The following is an 18,668-nucleotide window of genomic DNA, read 5'->3' as shown; positions in this document are numbered from 1 at the left end:
CTTTTTAATCCTGTGAACAGCTATAAAAGACCAAGATTCGGCAGTAAAAATAATTTACTGCCGAATCTTAGTTTTTTTATTACCTTTGTAAAAACGAATTGTTTTGGCATATACATCTTTACATATCGATAAGTTAAAGAAAGGGTTTATTCCCGGTCAAAAAATAACCATTCATGATATTGTTGATTTCTATGAGCAATTTAATGAACGGATAAAACGATCCACTATAGATTGGAGAATCTATAAATTGACCCAAAAAGGAATCCTACATAGGTTATCCAGGGGCGTCTATGCGCTTTCAGAGAGTGAAATTCAAGAGTATGTCCCCGAAATCGACAAAGCTTTGAAAGGACTAGCCAAGAAAATTAACGACCAGTTTCCGTTTGTTAATACTTGTGTATGGTCAACCAAATGGCTCAATGAATTTATGCTTCACCAGCCTGGTCGGTTTTACACCATACTGGAGGTGGATAGGGATGTTATGGAATCCGTGTTTTACGCATTGAAAGACCAGGGAAAAGATGTGTTTCTTGATCCTTCAACGGAGATCCTGAATCAATATGTGGCCAATGCAAAAGAGCCTGTTATAATAACGCACTTGACCACAGAGGCTCCTATACAAGAGGTTAATCAAGTAAGTACAACAACCCTTGAAAAAATGTTGGTTGACATCTATTGCGATCCGGATTTGTATGCAACCTTTCAGGGTGCAGAACTACAAAGGATATATCAAACTGCTTTTGATAAATACCATATCAACGAGCCGAGAATGTTGCGTTATGCCTCGAGAAGAACTAAAAAGACAGAAATACAAGAACTAATAAACAAATCAAAACAACGGCAGTAAACTATATTTACTGCCGAATCTTAGCTCTATGATACACCCAGATTCGTTAACAATAAAATGGATAGATGATGTTGCAAGAAAACATAAATCCGATCCTATACTAGTCGAAAAGGTAGTACGGGCACTATACTTGTTGGAACACCTTCAAAATAGTAGGCTTGATTATATATTTAAGGGAGGTACCGCACTCATGCTGTTACTTCCTTCTCCCAAAAGATTGTCAATAGATGTGGATGTTATTGTTTCCAATAGACCACAGAAAATCGAGGAAATTTTTAGTGGTGTTATTCAAAATTCAGATTTCCTTGAATTTGCGGAAAACGAACGTGAAATAGAATCGGATATAAAGAAGGCGCATTATAAATTCTATTACAAACCGGTTACTAACACGAAAGCAGAGAAAGAATATATTTTGTTGGATATTCTGTACGAGGAAAGCCATTATGAGGATTATACTGCTGAAATTGAAATTGCTTCCATATTTACAAAATCAGAAGGGGAAAATTTAACGGTTACAGTTCCTATACCTGAAGCCATTCTGGGGGACAAACTAACGGCGTTCGCTCCCAACACAACAGGCGTTCCTTATAACAGAGAGAAGGAAGTGGAGATTATCAAACAACTGTTTGATGTTGGTCATTTATTTGATATGGTTGATGACGTGGAGATTGTTTCTACTGTGTTTAATCAATTTGCTAAGACAGAGCTGTCGTATCGTGGTATGAAGAATCTAGCCCCGGAAGATGTTTTAAAAGACATATTCGAAACAACAATGGTTATTGCTACCAGGGGCAAAAGTGGTAATGGAAATTTTTCCGAGCTACATAAAGGTATTCAAAACATCAAAAATTATATCTTTTCTGAAAACTTTCATATAGAGCGTGCCATGATACCGGCAGCAAAGGCTACTTATATATCAGCCTTGCTTCAAACAGGAGCAAAAGAAATAGAACGATTTACAGATCCAAGAGAATTAACCGATTGGATTATAGAACAACCTTTCGAAACCCGATTAAATAAACTAAAGAGGTCAAATCCGGAATCATTCTTTTATTGGTTTAAAGCCTATATGCTTTTATCAAAGTCTTGAAAAAATGTAAGACATAGGGATACTATTTCTTTCAAATATTTGTTTCGAACCTTACAAAATTAAAAATTGATAACACTATCTAAAGCCTCATCAGCTTCTTTGTGGATGAAATTAGCCTGATAATTCAATGTGGTTTTAAGATCACTATGGCGATACAGTTTTTGAAGCATTAAGGGGTGTATCTTATCACCAGCTATATTACCAAAACTATGTCGGGCAATATGGTTGGAAAGTTTTTTTTCCACCTTACATTGTTCAGCTATTCTCTTAAGGTATTTATTGAATAGCGCTGTTGCATTGCGTGTTTTTACAAAAAGATCTTCTGCATCTTTAGGGTCGGCATCCTTTAAAAAAGGAAATACATACCCATTATTGAATCTCTTTTCTTTTTTGTACCATTTTAAAATGGTTTCTGCCTTATCCGGAATTTTAAGACTAATAGGTTTTTCATTTTTATTCATAACGTAAAACAAACGACCATCTTTGAAATTTTTCCATTTTAATTGTACTATATCAGAGATACGAATTCCTGCAAAATAAAAAGCAACTAACCAGACGTTATGCGATTCAATACCAATTGTGAGCCATTCAGAAGGATGTTCTCAATATTCGATAATAGCTGCTCAGACACCAGCTTTTCCTCCTCCTCTCGCTGGTATTTTTTAAAACTATCTACCTTACCAGAGTGTTTTAAGATCCATTCTTGTCCCTTGGCATGGAGTTTTTCAAGCTCCTTTTCATCACTGCTAACCCCAATAGTTTTAACATGCTTGAATTTCCCGAGACTCTTCTCAACTATCACTACACTAGTGGTACCGGATCGATTTTTCTTTCTACGCAAAAACATGCGTAAAAATAGCGATTTTTACCGCCGCGTCACCCTAATTGGTGACGCAAAATACGCAACATGCTGATTTTTCAGTAATTACAAAATGGGGTCAAAAAAAGTGTCGAAGTCAGGTGCACACGCAGAGTTTTTATATGGTTGTGTCAAGGACACCATTGAAAATATCATTCCTCAAGAAGTTGATTATTTGACCAAATACGAAGAGTTTAAATATTATATTGACAACATATATGAAATGCCTGATGATATGGTGTCATTATTAGTACGCTTTTTGGAGCAAAACAATGGTAAATTCTCTAAACGGGCAAAAGCGAAAGAATTCTCAATGCTTACTAAAAGAGAAATTGAAGATATTCAATCCCAATATAGTTTGATTTTTACCTCCTGAAAAAGAATAAAGAGAACTAAAAATCAACAACTTTATCCAAAGCTGCATCAGCTTCTTTTTTCATAAAATTCGCTTGGTAATTTAAAATAAGTGATTACTTTCATCTACGCTCTAAATCATAGATTATAGAGGGATAATTTCGCGATTTTTAGTTAAAAAACAACTACAGTATTAATTATCGCCTCCTTTTCGGAACAGCGTTTTCACAAGGATTCATTTTTTACTTACTGCTTGGTCAAAGGATAAACCACTATGTCCTTCTCCCCTTCCGACTTGTTTTCTAAAGCCAACCCAGGTCACTACTCTTCCATTATACCAACGCGTACGTTGAAAGGATTTATGTACTCGAATTCCAGCTCTTGGAATTTCTTCTTCATGGATATAATATGCCTCTGGAGTTGGATTATCTAGTCCTTCTCTTAGAATAGATGTTCTAGGTTCAACTTTTGTAGGCGGAATATTGGGATCCGTACCTTCAAAAATACGCGGCATGGCAGCACGTTGAAGCTGAATTTCTCTTTGGGAGGCATCTTTATGTATAGGGATAAATGGAATCCAATTTTCAGGAACACTATTCATGATTTGATAACGTATTTTAGCCTCGTTGTCTATAGAGGGAGCCTCAGCTAATAAGGTTATAAATTGTTCGTATTTTGATCTAAGTTCTGATGCCGCTTCTTTTCCTCTCTTACTTTTTCCTGAGGCGAGTGGCACCAAAGATTCTACTCCCCAAACCATATTGGCGATTTCATCCCTTAACATATAAGCTTCCTCTAAGGGTTTTCCTTCCAGTATTTTTGGTGCAGATGGCACTAGTAATAAACTTAGATCCGCAGGTACATTCTGATCTCCTCTGATATTGTGTTTAAACATACTCCATCGGTTCCATTGCTCATCAGAACCTCTACCGGCTGATTCCACCCAGATTTTTTCGCCAAAACTATTGGTGACCATCAAACCGCCAACTTTCGCAATACTTCCTACTGGAAGTGTAAATGGGAATAGCAGCCAATCTTCAGCATAATTCAAACCAAAATCCAAAAGCATTAATTGATTAATATCAGTAGTATTGGGATTGATTTTACCCAGATCTGTCTTCCAATCCTCGAAGGTCCACCAGCGATTATTCGGCATACCTGGTAAGTGAACTGGAGTTGGTAAAAAAGAAAGCGTAAAGGACTTCTCAACCGATTTCTCTAAAGGTTCTTCCTCGGTAAACGATAATTGCTTTTTGCTGTTATGTATATCTAGATTATACCAATCTAAATGACCGTGGTAATACTCATCAGCAATAAAAACTTTTTCCCCTCCATTTTTGGGAGCTGAACACGCAAATTGATATTCTAAACTTGACGGCTTCCATGCTTTATTCTTTTGTTCTATGGGTTGATAAAATAATAATTCAAACCACACAACAAATCGATTTCTTAAGGTGTTTAACTCATCTAAATCCGTAGCACTTAAAGAAGCTTCACTTATCGTATCTCCAGTTGATTTTATATCCTGATAAAGTTTATACCCATCCATTGAATCTCCATTCGCTGCAGCTGCAAATTGTTGCCAGACCTCAATATGTGCACATAGTTGACTATCCTCCTCCAAAGTAGGATTTGGGTTTTCAAATCCATATGCTATAAGATATTTGTTTTTAAGATTTTGCAGAGCGCTTAAACTATGCCTACGAAGTAACTTTAACCAATGCCTTCCAATCATTACTCGTAAGTCCAAAGACATTTCTTGAGAGCCTGATTGAAATGGAATCGACTGATGCTCTACTTTTGCCTCCAAGGGTATTTGACCATCATCAAAGACATCCACCAATCCATTTTCAGCCTGAAATTTATTAAGTGCTGTAGTTGTAATATGCACTTTGGCCATAATTGCAGAGGCAGCATCTTCTCCCTGAAACTCCCCAGTTTGCCACTGTTTGGAAATCATCCAAAGCGCATCCCTAACTTCAGCTTTTAACGCCCTCTCAAAATTTTCTTTACGTGGCCTCCCTTCGATACGATTCCATGAAGTAATGGTCGGTAAATACTGTATCTTATTTACTTTAATCGCCTGTCTTATAAATGGTGCTATCTCTGGCATATCAATTGTTATTAGACTGAATTATCAAATTTGTGTTCTGCACTAAATTCACAGAAAAAGTCATCAGCTGATGTCGTGTAACTGCAGAAATGGTAGCTGGTAAGAACTGAGCATAAGCTGATTTTTCGATGTGCTCAGGTTCCAAAGCTCTCAATTTTGCCATATCCAAAGTCTCATGTAAAGATCCTACGAGGTCATTCCAATCCCATTGCCCATTAAAGACACTCGGAGTTACCAAAAGCATAGCCTGTGGTGGCTCTGTATTTGGCTGATCATACTGAAAACTCAACCCTGTAGTTTCCTCTTTGGTGGGGATCACTTCAGACCATTCATCGATGATCAAACCACATTGCTTTTGATTGATGTCAAATGTTCTAAAATAAGCGGTATATAATAATTTATCCGACTCAATTTCATGCGCTGTAGGATAATCTAGGGCTAGCCAACTATCATTTTCTTGATAAGGGAATTGCAAAGGAGACAGCTCTAATTCAACACCATTGATACTCTCAGCCAATAGTACTACACTTTCCCAATTATTCATTCTCTCTCTCACCCTTGACACTCCATAAAGCCAATCATCAACTGGGAAGTCTACATGATCTTTACTTAGTTGAAAACTGAGGAGTTGATCTTTATCATCAAAGGATTTTTGAATTTCGGTTTTGTAAGCCTCCTTATGTTCAAACTCAGGAATAACCTTAAAGTTCGCTCCGAATAATAGCTGTAAAGCCTCAGTAAGTATATCTACCCTCTTGGATGGACTGGCTTCAACATCGTGATCTGCTACTAATTTTTGTACTGCTTTGGCTTTTGTAATCAAAAGCGAATTAAGTTTAACAAGTTGTCGAACCATATCCTCAGCCAATATAACAATTTCTCTTTCCTCTGCTATAGTATCCAACTCTACCAGATCAAACACCCCTAAAGCTCCATCTACATCTAGAGCGGTATCTGGATCTGTGATCTTACCCTCTTTTACAGTTATCAAGGCATTGATAACATCCTGATAAGTCGGATGACTATTATTGAGAAACACCGTTCTAATCTGCTCTGATTTCACATGAAACAGCGCCCTTTTCTTTTCTAAAAGTTTTTCAAAATTCCCTATAGGATCCATAGGGTCCGGAGCTGTCGGAAGTTGAACGGTATACAAAGTTGAAATTTTTCGTTCAGCCTTGAGAAGTATCGCTGTTTTATCCTGATCGTTTAAGGTCGGGGTCTGTGACTCGGTAATCAGTGCATCAAATTCTTCAAGACTTTTCGCCCATCGATTCGTGTAATCCAACACCTTTTGATAAATAGCTCCATAGATGTTCGCTTTTCTATCGTAAACAAAACCAAATCCAGCTTCGAGAATTCCAAATTTATTGAGCTCAGCTAACTGATCTACGAATGCAACATTGAAGCTATCCAATTGCCCAACCAAGGTGTCAAAAGGCACCGTTTCATCGAAAATGAATTCATTATCAAAGTTGGCCATAATGGGGTTGGTATTCAAACTCAGACCACTATCAAGGTCTGTTTTATCTACAAAGGCATCTAAAAATTTATCAAAAGTGGTTTCCACCCTACTCTTATCTATGGCAAGGTTAGTATTGCTATCAGGTACTGTCTCATTAGCCAACTGCAGGTCAGAACATTTTAAAGGACGACTCTCTTGTATTAAATGCTGTAAACTCTTTACTAATGAACTGATTTCAAAAATGCTCTTTTTACCTGAAATAGTACCAGTGTACTGAATTTCAAAAGCCGTGTCTGGCCTTAAATTTGGAATTTGAGCATGAATGTGTTTCAAAATGCAATCATCAAGAGAAGTCAGACTTTTGGATTGATCCAAATCGACCATATAAAGTATATCGATCGGTGAAAGTTCAAGATCCTGAAGACTTAAGACGCGCTGCTCTACAATAGGACTAACACCGTCTTGGCCATATGATGGTGTGGTAAGTACCACTCTACAAGCGACATCAAGCAAGTTCGGCATTATGTGACCGATGAAATCATCAATAGCTGGTTCAGCTAGAACCCTAGGATTACTATTGCTATTAGGAACCACACCTGATTTTAAATGAATGCCAACTCTATGTGATAAGGCAACCCCACTCCTAGGTGTTCGTGTCACCTCTGGAACCTGTGGAAAACTACCTTTGCTATAGGTATCCAAGGTACCGGAAGCACGATCATAATTAGATTGGACGACTTGATGTACTCCTTCTGCTGTTGCCAAATCAGCAAGCGCATCATTTATATTCAGTATGTAATCTACAGCCTTATCTATGGCTTCCCGTTGCTGGGGATCTGCTTGTTTTAGTTTTTTTAAGCCTTGCCCAATTGGGAATCCAAATGGATAATTATGCTCTTTTGTTTCTAGAATGTGATTCACTAGCGCAAGTCCATTAACCACATTCCGAGCTTCCATTTTTGTCACCGCTTTATCCTGTTCAAATTCTTCACCATTCGCTAGATCAGTCTCCTTATTTTGATTAGCAATTAGTGGAAAGACCTTTCTTAATTCATAGATATAAACATCCAATTCTTGATCGGAAGTCTCATGTAATGTTCTTTCTAACTGATATCCTAGCAAAGCTCCAAGACTCTGTCCATGTTGCATGCCTTCAATTATCGAAAGCGCCATACGGACACGCTCAGATGATAAATTGATTTTATAGGTCTCTGGATTGTCTTTAGAAGCATTAGATATATATGCATTTCTCAACACAGAGGCTGTAATAGATTGATTAATTGATGGAGCATGAATATAGCCACCGTTATTGTTATCCTTTAGAATTTCAAGATTATTATCTGGATCAAAAATTGACTTTAAGTCATGGGGCAAATCAACTGGACTTAAAACCTCATCATCTGGCCGTAGGTTTTCAACACATCCATAGGCCCCCATATAAATTCCAGTATTGTAACCCAAGTTATTATTTGAAGTCGTATTATGACGCATTAAATCAAGTTGCATTCGAATAGTGCCTAACAACCAGGCGTCGAGTCGGTAACTGCAACAATCCAAATGCTCCGTAAATAATCGCTCTAATCTGGCCGTAGGTACATCTTTTAAATGCTCCAGTGCATGAAGTATTTCTCTAAGGTGAACCGTCTGGTTTAAATTTGTATGATCTAGAAGTAACTTTGTAATATAATTACCTACTGAAAGGTCTTCATTGGTGATTTGATCCACTTTGATATCCAAATAATTCCATCTATTTTCAAACCCATCAGCTTCCATTTTAATTCCAATAAAATCTTTGTCAATTTTAGCGGCCTGAATTTGAGTCGGAGTTAAAAGTTGTGCATTCTTATAAAGCTCAAATCCCGTTTCCGAATAGCCTAGAATAATGGCCTGCCGAAGCAATTGATACAGTAGTGTATTTGGTTTCTTATTATCTTCAAAGCCTTTTTGTTGTTTAATATTGTCAAAATTATTCCTTGCGTTTTCAATAAGCCATTGGATATAATTCTCACTAGTATCCCCTGGATTCTCTAGAGCAGTATATCCCCGAATTGGTTTAGTTTCCGATAGGGGCTGATCATCGATAAGCTCTTTATCCAAGCGGTTTGCTTTGGTAAAAAAGAACTTTTCAAGTATAGGCACCAATACCGCCTCTTGCTCAGGAGAATAACCTAACTCGGCCAATAAATCCTGCCCACGCTGTTTGTAAAAACCTTCAATTAGTATCGCAATAAACTCAGCTAATGCGCCAGAAAGTTTTGCGCGGTTAAATATATGTAGAAAGCTTTGGGCCGTACGACTATCGTATTCCACTGAAGTGGCGTGTAGTCCCAAAACCTTTAATAAGATTTTGTGTGCATCTCCTTGTTTACCTACATAGGCAACCGAATCTGTCAATTGATCAAAATCCTGTCTTACTTTTAATAAAAGTTGGTAAAAGTCTTGAAGAGTACTTATAAGGTCTTCGTACTTACTATTTAGTACGGGATTATTTTCACGGCGGTATATCCAATTTTTAGCTTTTATTGAACTAATCGGTAAGATTCCATAAGGCTGGTCCCCTATTCTGATCGCTGGAAGTCCACCCCGACCACTTACATACTCCGTAAAAAATGATTTAACCAACTTTATATCTTCATTTGCAACCACCGGAGTGATCATACTCTCCATAAAATAACCCAAGGTGGTATTGAACAAGGCCGTATTGATGGCCCTTGCCTCGCACTGATCCGTGTTGTAATAGTTCTTAGCCAGCCTTAAAGAAGACTTGTCTGGGTCTATTCCCAGCATTTCAGTGAGCCACCTTCCATCTCTTTTAGTTAAATTTTCAAGAGGGTCCTCTTTCGTTGTATTCGGAAAATACCTTTCAAAAGTTTCATCTATGTCTTCCTCTTCAGAAAAACCAGATTTCTCTTCCTCGGTATTATTTGTAGGAGTTCCTTGGGAGACAATAGAGAAACCACTATTACCATAATGATGATGCGTAAACAAGTCTTCCAATATCCTCTGCCCTTCAACCGCATCTGCTCCCAATTTAACCCCTAAAACAAACAAACGGTCAAAACCATTTTCGTAAACCTCTTTTGAGATGTTTATTTTAAATGCCATACCCACCTCAAGGGCGCTGTTAAAATCAAATAGCCATTTAGTCTCTGAACGCTGACATAAGTATTCCACATACATTGCAGCCTTTACATCATCTCGAAGCTGATCAAAAATAACTTCGAGTCGATTTTGTATCTCCGTATCGCCTTGGGAAAGGAAATTATTGATAAAATCTGTTTTAGTTCCACTGCGTTTAACCTCATCACTGGAGTTCTCATAGAATTCTTCTAAGGTGTTTTCCTTTTCGGCAGTTGTGGTTAGGGCAAGAAAATCTGAGACCAATAATTCTTTTAGAAGTACAGCTGAATCTATAGAAGGATTTGGACCTATGATAAGTGGATCAGGAATTGAAGAACCTATTTCATTGAGGACCTCTAAAGGCCTCCCGGCATTATCCTCTCCTTTATAACCTATAAGAACAAAACGCTCTGGGAAACTATTGACTCTAGCTGGATGAGACCATGTAGATTGTGTGGTATCAATCTCTTCCATTTTAGGCATTTGTAAAAAGCTAACCGTAATTTCAGGAAAAGGAAATTCGTTTAAGTTTGAGGGAGCATAGTCCGAGATTAGGTTAATTGCCCTAGTTTCACTACCCACTTTATCGATTAATGTAGCCCGTGCCTTTGTCTGTTCTTGAGGGTCTCCATTGGCGTTCCAGAACGAAATCCAATACTGAGACAATGCGGCTTTCTCTTGGGGTACTGATTTACCCCTTAATAGAATCTTTAGGATAACTTCATTAGTACCAGCTGACCGAATAGATCCTTCATTTTCCTCTTTGACATACCAAACTTTAACAGTTGGTGGTAAAGCAGATTTTAAGTTAGAAGGCTCATATTGGCCAAGGAGCTCCCTGGCCTTATCATCCCCACCAACTGCTAAAGCCAAATCTTCAAAGGCACCTATGATCTGTTGCTGATTATCTTGAGCCATCCAATACGACTTCCAGTAATCGGCGACGGCTTCCTTACTAACAGCTTCACCTTCTGTCAAGATGCTCAAAATCACACTGCTTTGATTATTCCGCACAGGTAACTGCGAAATATTGAGTGGTTTGTAATACGCAATTAACCAATATGCTCTTCCAGACTGAACACTTCCGCCTAAGGTTTTCCATGCAGCTCGCTGTCGAGCCCTAATTTGACTTTTAAGCAGTTCATCATCAGAGGTTCCTGCTGACCAAACTGATGCCCAATACGCTTTTGTTTTTTTAATTTCTGATTCTGAAGGAACGTCTTCAAAGGTATCTATGGAACATTCATCGGGGAAAACACGCACCCAAAGTTGGTGGGACAATGCATTATCCACTGTAACTTTTTTAAAACGAGTCTCTAATCGAACTGGAGCTAATAAAACAGGCTGCTGATCAGTTAATTTATCAATATGTTCTCTAGGGTCAGTATAGGGCAGGAATCTGTCTGTAAAATTAGCCTCATCTATATCAAGCTTATTGACAGCTCTCTCGCCTTGGACAATTTGCCTTTGAATCGCCTCCTGGGCCGCAGTAATTTCTGCCATTGCACTGCTTTGATCCCTAGTGGCTCTGGAAAGGCGCTGTTTTTTTGATTCCAACTGCTTAAGTTTTTCCTGAAATAGGAACACCTCATTTTGGGCACTTCGCTTTTCTTTTTTCGCTTGGTTTAACTGCTGCTGTATTTCTTTAAATTGACCCATTTTCCAATTCCATTATTAAGTTAATCAACTAACATCTCAGAGGCGTGTACAGCTACTAAAACTGGGACCTGATAAAGTATATAGGCCAGCTCTGCAGCATTCATATCACTACTCCAATTCACCTGCTGGTCATCATCTTGTTGCACTTCTTTTTCTTGATCATCTGTCTCCAAGGTTTGATTGGCTGTAATCATTGGGCTGGAGTCAATACGGATGAATCCTCCTTTTGGTACCTCAGGTTTCAAATCACTCCAACTCAAATCATTCCACAATTCGATTTTGTCGTTTTCCAGGCTTGTTGTCTCTTTGATGTCCAAACCAAATCGTGGTTCCCCAGGACGTTCTTTGATAACAAAGAACCAACCAGGATCATCCTCAGGACTGCTACCATCTCCGCCCTTGGCATCTACAGTAGTTAGATCAAAACCAAAGAAATATATGTCGGGATCTACCTTTGCCTCATATAATGGAGACTTAATCTTATCTGGCGGTAGTGTATCCCCATCGTTAAGGTTGAGTTCAACCAAAGTTCTTTCTTGGGTATTATCGATCACGGTTTCACCATTTACTTCTTTTGTTTGCCACTGCGCCCGATGAGCATAAATCACAGCAGTTGGGTATTTTTTCAATAATTCACCGCGGATAACCAAGACTAATTCTTCTTCGGTCTCCCCAGGTAATTCTCGGTTATCATGCTCCCCTAGTCTTGACGATTTGCTCCAATAATGAAGTGGTTTGATATCCTTTAATTCTTCTTTAAAAATCTTGTCATGGGCTTTTTGCAAGAAATCTTCATCATGAGTTACACTAGTATCATTCAATAGTTCATAGATTTCTTGAAGATCCGCTATATATCGATCGTCAATCACTTTTTTATACCGGCTTTTTAATGTAGCCACTGACAAAGGGATCCGATCTAGTAAACCATTAACTTCCCAGAATTGTCTGAAATAGCTTCCGCGTTGATCAGTTAGGTATTCTCTCCATAACAACTCCCGAGAAAACTCGTGATTAAGTCCAACCATATAAGATTCAATAAACTTTTGATTGGTTTCCAAAAGAGAGATGCTGTTCTGATCAATAAAATTGATATTCGGTAAGAATAACTCTGCTGAATAATCAGCTAGCGGCTTATACATGGGAAGATCAAATTTTGGATATGTCATAACCTCCACGAAGGTTTCTTTCATCTGATCGATGATAAAACGCGGCAGTAGAACACCCGCATATACCCAACGTGGTATGGTTAGTTTGGGAGCTATATTTTCATATATAGTTGCACTGATTTTTTCAAGTTCCAGCGAAGGTCGTTCCATTACAATTCCTGCCTTTGCTGTTTCTTCATACATGGTATTGGCTTCCTTAAGTGCAGTTTTAAACCGGATGCCCTCTTGGCTATCTATACTACCTTTAAAGGTTGGTTTGAACTTCTCTTCTGGTGTTGATACTCTAAAATCAGGACTTTTAGGAAGCTGATCAATAACCTCTGGAGTTTGATTCTCTTCCATCATTTGATCGACCGCTCCTTGATTCTTAGTCCATTTATCAATCTTTCTATAGAGGTAGAATAAACCTACTGCAACTACGACAAGGGTAGCCGATGCCCCTGCTGAGAGTGAGAAAACAAAACCTGCTAACAGTAAAATAATTGCTAAGATGAGTATCACCCATTTTATCCAAGGGTGCTTATCCAAAAGTTCAACTAAAAAATCCGGAATGCCTGCGTCCCTAGACGCTTCTACGAGGTCATTGACCTTTTGAATTCCTTCTGGCACCTCCCTTGGTGGTGCAGCACTGACCTGACCTGTATTGATTCTCTCAAGAAGGTTTTCTGGTCCAATAGTCTCACTAAAGGGTAATCTCTTTATAAATTTACCTCTTGGGCGCATGAGTTTACGCATATTAACCGAGGTAACCGCCGAAGTAAGCTTGCTTTCACTTTTTTGGTAAGCAATGGTAGTATGCACATACTCCGTTGGCTCTTTTAAATGGTTGGTACTGCCTTGATAAAAAACATGGACTCCCTTAGATACGATTCTATTGTGTAGTGGAGAGGTAAGGTTTAACCATTTGTCAGGTCTTTTTTCTCGAATAGGTTTTAAATGTTTCTCATACCAGATTTCAGATACCACCTTTGCAAGTTGGGCTTCTCTAATTTTTTTATTAGCAGTTAATACATCTCCGATTTGTTCCCATGCCGCTTTCATATAATCCTCCTGGTTTTCCTGAACAATCTTGGTTCCTATTCCAGCAGAAACCCGCCACCTAGGGTCTAGATTAAGTTCATGCACCCAATTGTAATTATTGGAAATTGGATCTCCATTACCCTGTTCGACCAAACGTTGCGTTAAGGCATGCCACCTTCCGTAGAGTGGAGCTGTAATTATAGGATCAGGGTTGTTTTTTATATCGTACTCCTTCGGATTGTTAGGATCCGCATCCGTTTGCTGATCAATAGCTGCTAATTGATTAACCGTTGCTGCGTTTTGATCTTGATAATCATCGGCAAGATTGATAAATGACGCAATGCTTTTCTGAAATGGATGAAGGCTTGTTAGGTTTAAAGGCTGGGTAGCAATCTCTAAATTTAAAATATCAGCATCGGACAAGTCTCCCCTAAAAGCCCAATATTCATACTTCTTGGCCGTAGCAAGATCCTTTTGGCTGGACTCCGGTACTCTCAGGGCGCCACCCAATCGCAAGATTCCTTTCAAATCCGCATCCTGTATTCCTGTTAAATTTGCACCTGGATTTTGCACATCCACATCCCTGACCCCAACGCGACTATCCACTGGCTTTGGTTCTAGGAGGCGTACCAAATACTCAAAATCTCCAACGGTTCCCGTTTTAAAATACCAACGATGGTAATAAGGCAAATGACGGCCATTAATAGTAGAGACATCCCATGCAGGTTCATCAAATGAAGCCGTCGAAGGATCTTCTCCTAGTCCTGCTTTGCGACCACTCTCAAAGGTCGGAACCAAAAAGGCATAATAACTTTCTTTTTCCTCCAATCGCCTAGGACAAACAATTCTAGAATAGGCTAGATCAGGGTTTTTATTTAATAATTTTTCTAATTCTTTAACCACATATTCTTGATCATTTTCGATCATTTGATCTTCCTGCTTTACCAAACTGCGGTTTACATGAACGTGTCCCCATGCCCATGCCTCATCTAGGCTTTGCAACTGAGCGCCTGCTTCAAGTTGTATATAAGGCAGGGGTTTGTCTTTTATATTCTTTCCATTGGTGAATTCTGATTCTTTTAAAACAATTAGAGCAAGCCATGGTTTTAAACGGTGAGATCCTGTAGTTGGATTAGCAAGTGGCGAATACCGCCATGGAAAATCTTCATCGTAGAATTCTATATAGGGTAAGTAATTGGTTTCAAAATTCGTAATCCCATTACGAGGTTCTACTTTTACAATTGCTTTGCTATCGATGCCTGTAATATCGCCTGGACCATAAATCTGAATATCCTTTGAAATGACACTGCTTTGCTGGCCCTCTCCTTCAACAGTGTCCCCAGTTATGGATAAATCAATAGGAATGGTCGCACGATTACCAGTGGTTCCACTTATTTGATTGGCTATTCCTTGTCTAAGCCAAGGTAAGAACGTATATGTTGCTAACTCACTCATGCCGCTATATTAACTTCAATATTCGGGATCACATGCATTTGATTTGCTGCTCCCGGATTCTGTTTTCTTTGTGTCTCTAAATAATCCATTGCACTTGCCTTGCTACTAAAAGAGGTTGTCTCTACCCCTACTGACCTGTTGTCTTTTTTATAGGCCACGGTATATAAATTAGGCTGAATTTCTATGTGCAGCTTATTAGGTTGAATTCGGTTTCTATAGGATGCCGATAGTTTGGAATGGGTTACGCTATTGCCTCTTAAAAAATGGGAGAACAAACGTCTATTCAATACACTAAATCTTTGAAGGATAGTATCAAAGAAGCGGTATACATGTCTTTTGTAATTTGAGTCTATTATAACAGTTTCATAACGTATCACACGTTTGACCGCCATGCTAGTTTTGGTTTCCTCTCCTTGAGAGGTAAGCTCTATCCCTCCATCATAATCCTCAAAACCAGGACTTCCTAATTTTTGTGATTCATCGAGCTGTTTAAACTCTCCTTCAGCAAATTTTTCTTTTACATCTATTATTGTCATGGTATCACCCGCACCTACTTGGGCTGAAACCGCTAGTTTATTGACATCAGATGGTTTTTGATTGCCGAGCTTATCGAGTTTAAGTTTCAACGGCATCTTGCGCTGACTTATACGAAGTTTGCCCACCGGGTGTAATACCAAGGTACTGGTATCCGTTTGCTCAGAGGAGCTCGTATCGGCCTCATCAAGCTTACGCAAGGAAACCGTTATACTCTTTCCTTTAGGGAGCACTGCAACCCAATTGGTTATAGCATCAAATTCTTTTTCGATCAATGGGAAAATCTCAATTGGAGGCAACTCCGTTTGTTTATCTTCTCCCCAGGTATGATCAACATCGATTTTGATGGTCGGTCCAAGGAAGGTGATTTTCCATTTGGCCTTACCTTTAATGTGCCATTTGGTAGGTCCCTCAAGCATTCCCGAAATCGAAATACTGAAGAGTCCAAAGCCGAATACTTTGACTGATAATCCAGCTGAAAATTCAAAGCTGAAATAGAAGGGATCAAACTGAAACAAGGCATCAAATCCCAAATGACCTTCCAAACTTAGGGCGCTAAATCCAAAGAAAAGCTCTACCCTTGCCCCGAACTGAACCGTGTTAGAGGTTACTGCAAAATAACATTCAACACGAATTTTAGCCATGGATTCATCTAAGATATTCACAGCTAATCTCGGAGGTTCATCAAAAGGTAGTGGTGGTGGATTGAATTTAGGATGGAAGCCGCCAATACTAAATACAAAGTTGGCATTGTCACCCCAATTCACCAATAATCCCATTCCACCCTCAAGGGTGATCCACAAGATTTTAGAATCAAAGAGTTCTGCATAGAACCACAATTGACTATTAGCAGGCTCAATTCGACCTATAAAGTTGACTTGTAATTTTAGCACCTCAGCATTCTCATCCGGAAGCACTACCTTCAAAACCCCTAAAATAGTAATGGCCACATCAGGGAATTCTATGATGACACCTATGGAAATACTTACCAAGGTTGGAGTTCCATAGCCAATTTTAGCCATAGGCCCAACAAGGAAAGCATCTTGTTTAATTGGGAAAAATGCACGTAAATCACTGATGATTCGCGGGGCATTAGCGATAACATCCTGAGGAAACATAACACTTTCCACTGCACCTGTACGAACGCCTACTCTTAAGGGTTCAACGTTTACCATGCGATGTAATCCTAAGATACCGCCTACACCCAACAAGGTAAATCCGTATCCGAGTTGAATCCCTGATCCAAATTCAGCTGTAACGATAATGACCATTGAAAATCCATTGGAACCGTCCGGCATTTTAGTATTGATAAGCCCAATTGCCTTTAAGGCAATCCACTCACTAAATACTAATTCTAATGCGCCTGCATATTCTCCCCGATCAAAATCTAAGTAAAGGTACCCCCCTCCTTTTATCACTCCGGCATTAATAGCTAATCCGACACCGTTAGGTGGTCGAAGTTCTAAGGATAGATCTACAGGTCCCAAATTACCAGAATTATCATCCGGGAATATAAATTTAGTCCGCAATCCAATATTTTCTACAACCGCCTTTAAAGCTCCAAAATCAGTTTTGAAGGTGGTTGCCATATCAAGATCTATACGAAAAGGCTCCGAGCCACTTCCTATTTTGGGACTCAGTGAAATTAAAGCACCTTCGATTTTTAAAATCCCCAAATCAATATGTACAGGAAGTACAATTTCTAATCCTGTACTACCGGAAAAATAAAAACCTTGTTCTGATGAAAATCCTACACCTAAATCAAAATTTAAGGTGATGCCATCTGCGGGCAAAATTTTTGAAAGGAATCCATCTGTTTCTTCCGGGTCGGGTTTGACAACGATTTTACCATCTTTCAATGCAAACTCTGTCATGATTTCAAAATTCTCCGTAGCACTAAGTCTGCTTCCCAACTTGGTGGAAACACCAGCTAATTCCATACGACTAGCATCGCGTTTTCCAATAAGTAGAAAAGGCTCCTCGGGATTGGATAACGCCAGGGAAAAAAGCATATGACCAGAAAGCGAAGAAGGCGTTCCAGATCCAAAACCAGTTAATAGTTCAATGCCTCTACTAGGCCTGATTATAATCCCTAATCCTCCAGTTAGATCTAGCCCTCCTTCAATTCCTAATTCTAAATGATCTGTTATTTCAAAGGATTCTTCAATAGCTCCAGTGGCAAATGGTAATACGGCAAAGCCAGGTTTATCTGAAGCAGTTTCGGGAAGTATAAACAGTCTAAATCCCGCATTAAAATCAATAGGGCTGACACTGCTTTCAAAAAACACAACTTTCAAGGCTGTACCAAAAGCATTTTCAGGGTGTAAAGCGCCATGGATTAATTGATTCACGGTATCTAAACCCAAGGCTTCTTCATAACTCCCAAGGCCCCATGCATTCATCAAACCATATATATTGTGCAGCAACTCATTATCTTTGAATTCAGATGCTCCCCAGTTATATGCATCTTTAAAGAATACTAAGGGGTCATCAAAGAAATCTCCAAAGGCAGAAAAAGCGAATTCCTTTTTAGTATAAGCCAATCGACTACCTGAAGCAGCGACTTCGGTCATTTTTATAATGCCGATAGTTGAAAGCAGGTATCCAGTACTCGGCTGGTAATTCACTAGGTATTCTACAAGTAAGTATTGAACAAGTTGCGTTGGAAATTCATTTTTGAAATCACTTGGAAGGCCTCCTTGTGATTTAATGTTTTCAATAGTTATAAAAGCTTCTTTTACAGATTGGATGATTTGTTGAACCGTATCCTGTGCGGGTAAACTATCAGTATTGACTAAATCATAGGCTTGTTGAACAGGTGCTTGTAAAGAATCCAATGCCGCAGGAACTGAAGAAAAATCCCATCCCATTTCTTCCAATAGTGTCTTGGCCGCATCTGGGTGAGAGAAGCCATTAACCAAAGGTTCTATGGCAAGCAATAGTTGTTCCGCAATTAGTTCTAATGTATCTCGGTTTTCTGCCATGA

At 38.9% G+C, this 18,668-nt stretch carries 8 protein-coding genes and 1 pseudogene; 3 read left to right on the top strand and 6 right to left on the bottom strand.

Annotation, left to right across the window (positions count from 1 at the left end; genetic code table 11):
- Positions 1-103 precede the first annotated feature (103 nt).
- Together ACN0TV_RS07665 and ACN0TV_RS07660 are read left to right on the top strand one after the other, a co-directional pair.
- Positions 104-847, top strand: coding sequence for a DUF6577 family protein (locus ACN0TV_RS07665; RefSeq protein WP_417361725.1), 744 nt, complete (start codon positions 104-106; stop codon positions 845-847).
- 28 nt (positions 848-875) lie between these two features.
- Positions 876-1,937 carry a nucleotidyl transferase AbiEii/AbiGii toxin family protein gene (locus ACN0TV_RS07660; protein WP_417361723.1) on the top strand — a complete coding sequence of 354 codons (1,062 nt, stop codon included), beginning with the start codon at positions 876-878 and terminating at the stop codon, positions 1,935-1,937.
- A gap of 59 nt (positions 1,938-1,996) precedes the next feature.
- Here the strand turns inward: ACN0TV_RS07660 and ACN0TV_RS07655 are convergent.
- A pseudogene (locus ACN0TV_RS07655) lies at positions 1,997-2,503 on the bottom strand (tyrosine-type recombinase/integrase); the annotation flags it as partial.
- Positions 2,485-2,784: a hypothetical protein gene (locus tag ACN0TV_RS07650; protein ID WP_417361721.1), complete on the bottom strand. Its 300-nt coding sequence runs from the start codon at positions 2,782-2,784 to the stop codon at positions 2,485-2,487. The pseudogene ACN0TV_RS07655 and the gene ACN0TV_RS07650, both read right to left, overlap by 19 nt.
- Positions 2,785-2,869: 85 nt before the next feature.
- Here ACN0TV_RS07650 and ACN0TV_RS07645 point away from each other — a divergent pair, with 85 nt between their 5' ends.
- A complete protein-coding gene (locus ACN0TV_RS07645) occupies positions 2,870-3,172 on the top strand; it encodes a hypothetical protein (protein WP_417361719.1) in 303 nt (100 codons plus the stop codon).
- Positions 3,173-3,385: 213 nt separating this feature from the next.
- Here the strand turns inward: ACN0TV_RS07645 and ACN0TV_RS07640 are convergent, their stop codons facing one another.
- From ACN0TV_RS07640 to ACN0TV_RS07625, 4 genes are read right to left on the bottom strand one after another with little or no spacing between them, the layout of a single operon-like run.
- Positions 3,386-5,263 carry a hypothetical protein gene (locus ACN0TV_RS07640; protein ID WP_417361717.1) on the bottom strand — a complete coding sequence of 626 codons (1,878 nt, stop codon included), beginning with the start codon at positions 5,261-5,263 and terminating at the stop codon, positions 3,386-3,388.
- Between the two features lies 1 nt (position 5,264).
- Positions 5,265-11,507: a coiled-coil domain-containing protein gene (locus tag ACN0TV_RS07635; RefSeq protein WP_417361716.1), complete on the bottom strand. Its 6,243-nt coding sequence runs from the start codon at positions 11,505-11,507 to the stop codon at positions 5,265-5,267.
- A gap of 20 nt (positions 11,508-11,527) precedes the next feature.
- Positions 11,528-15,148, bottom strand: a complete 3,621-nt coding sequence (locus ACN0TV_RS07630) for a hypothetical protein (RefSeq protein WP_417361714.1) — start codon at positions 15,146-15,148, stop codon at positions 11,528-11,530.
- Positions 15,145-18,666: a DUF6603 domain-containing protein gene (locus ACN0TV_RS07625; RefSeq protein ID WP_417361712.1), complete on the bottom strand. Its 3,522-nt coding sequence runs from the start codon at positions 18,664-18,666 to the stop codon at positions 15,145-15,147. Before ACN0TV_RS07625 ends, ACN0TV_RS07630 begins: the two co-directional genes overlap by 4 nt.
- Between the last annotated feature and the right edge of the window lie 2 nt (positions 18,667-18,668).

Origin of the sequence: Galbibacter sp. (genome assembly GCF_048266365.1) — a bacterium.
Lineage (GTDB): Bacteria > Bacteroidota > Bacteroidia > Flavobacteriales > Flavobacteriaceae > Galbibacter.
Note: the sequence above shows the minus strand (reverse complement) of the source record. Positions and strands in the feature narration are given on the sequence as shown.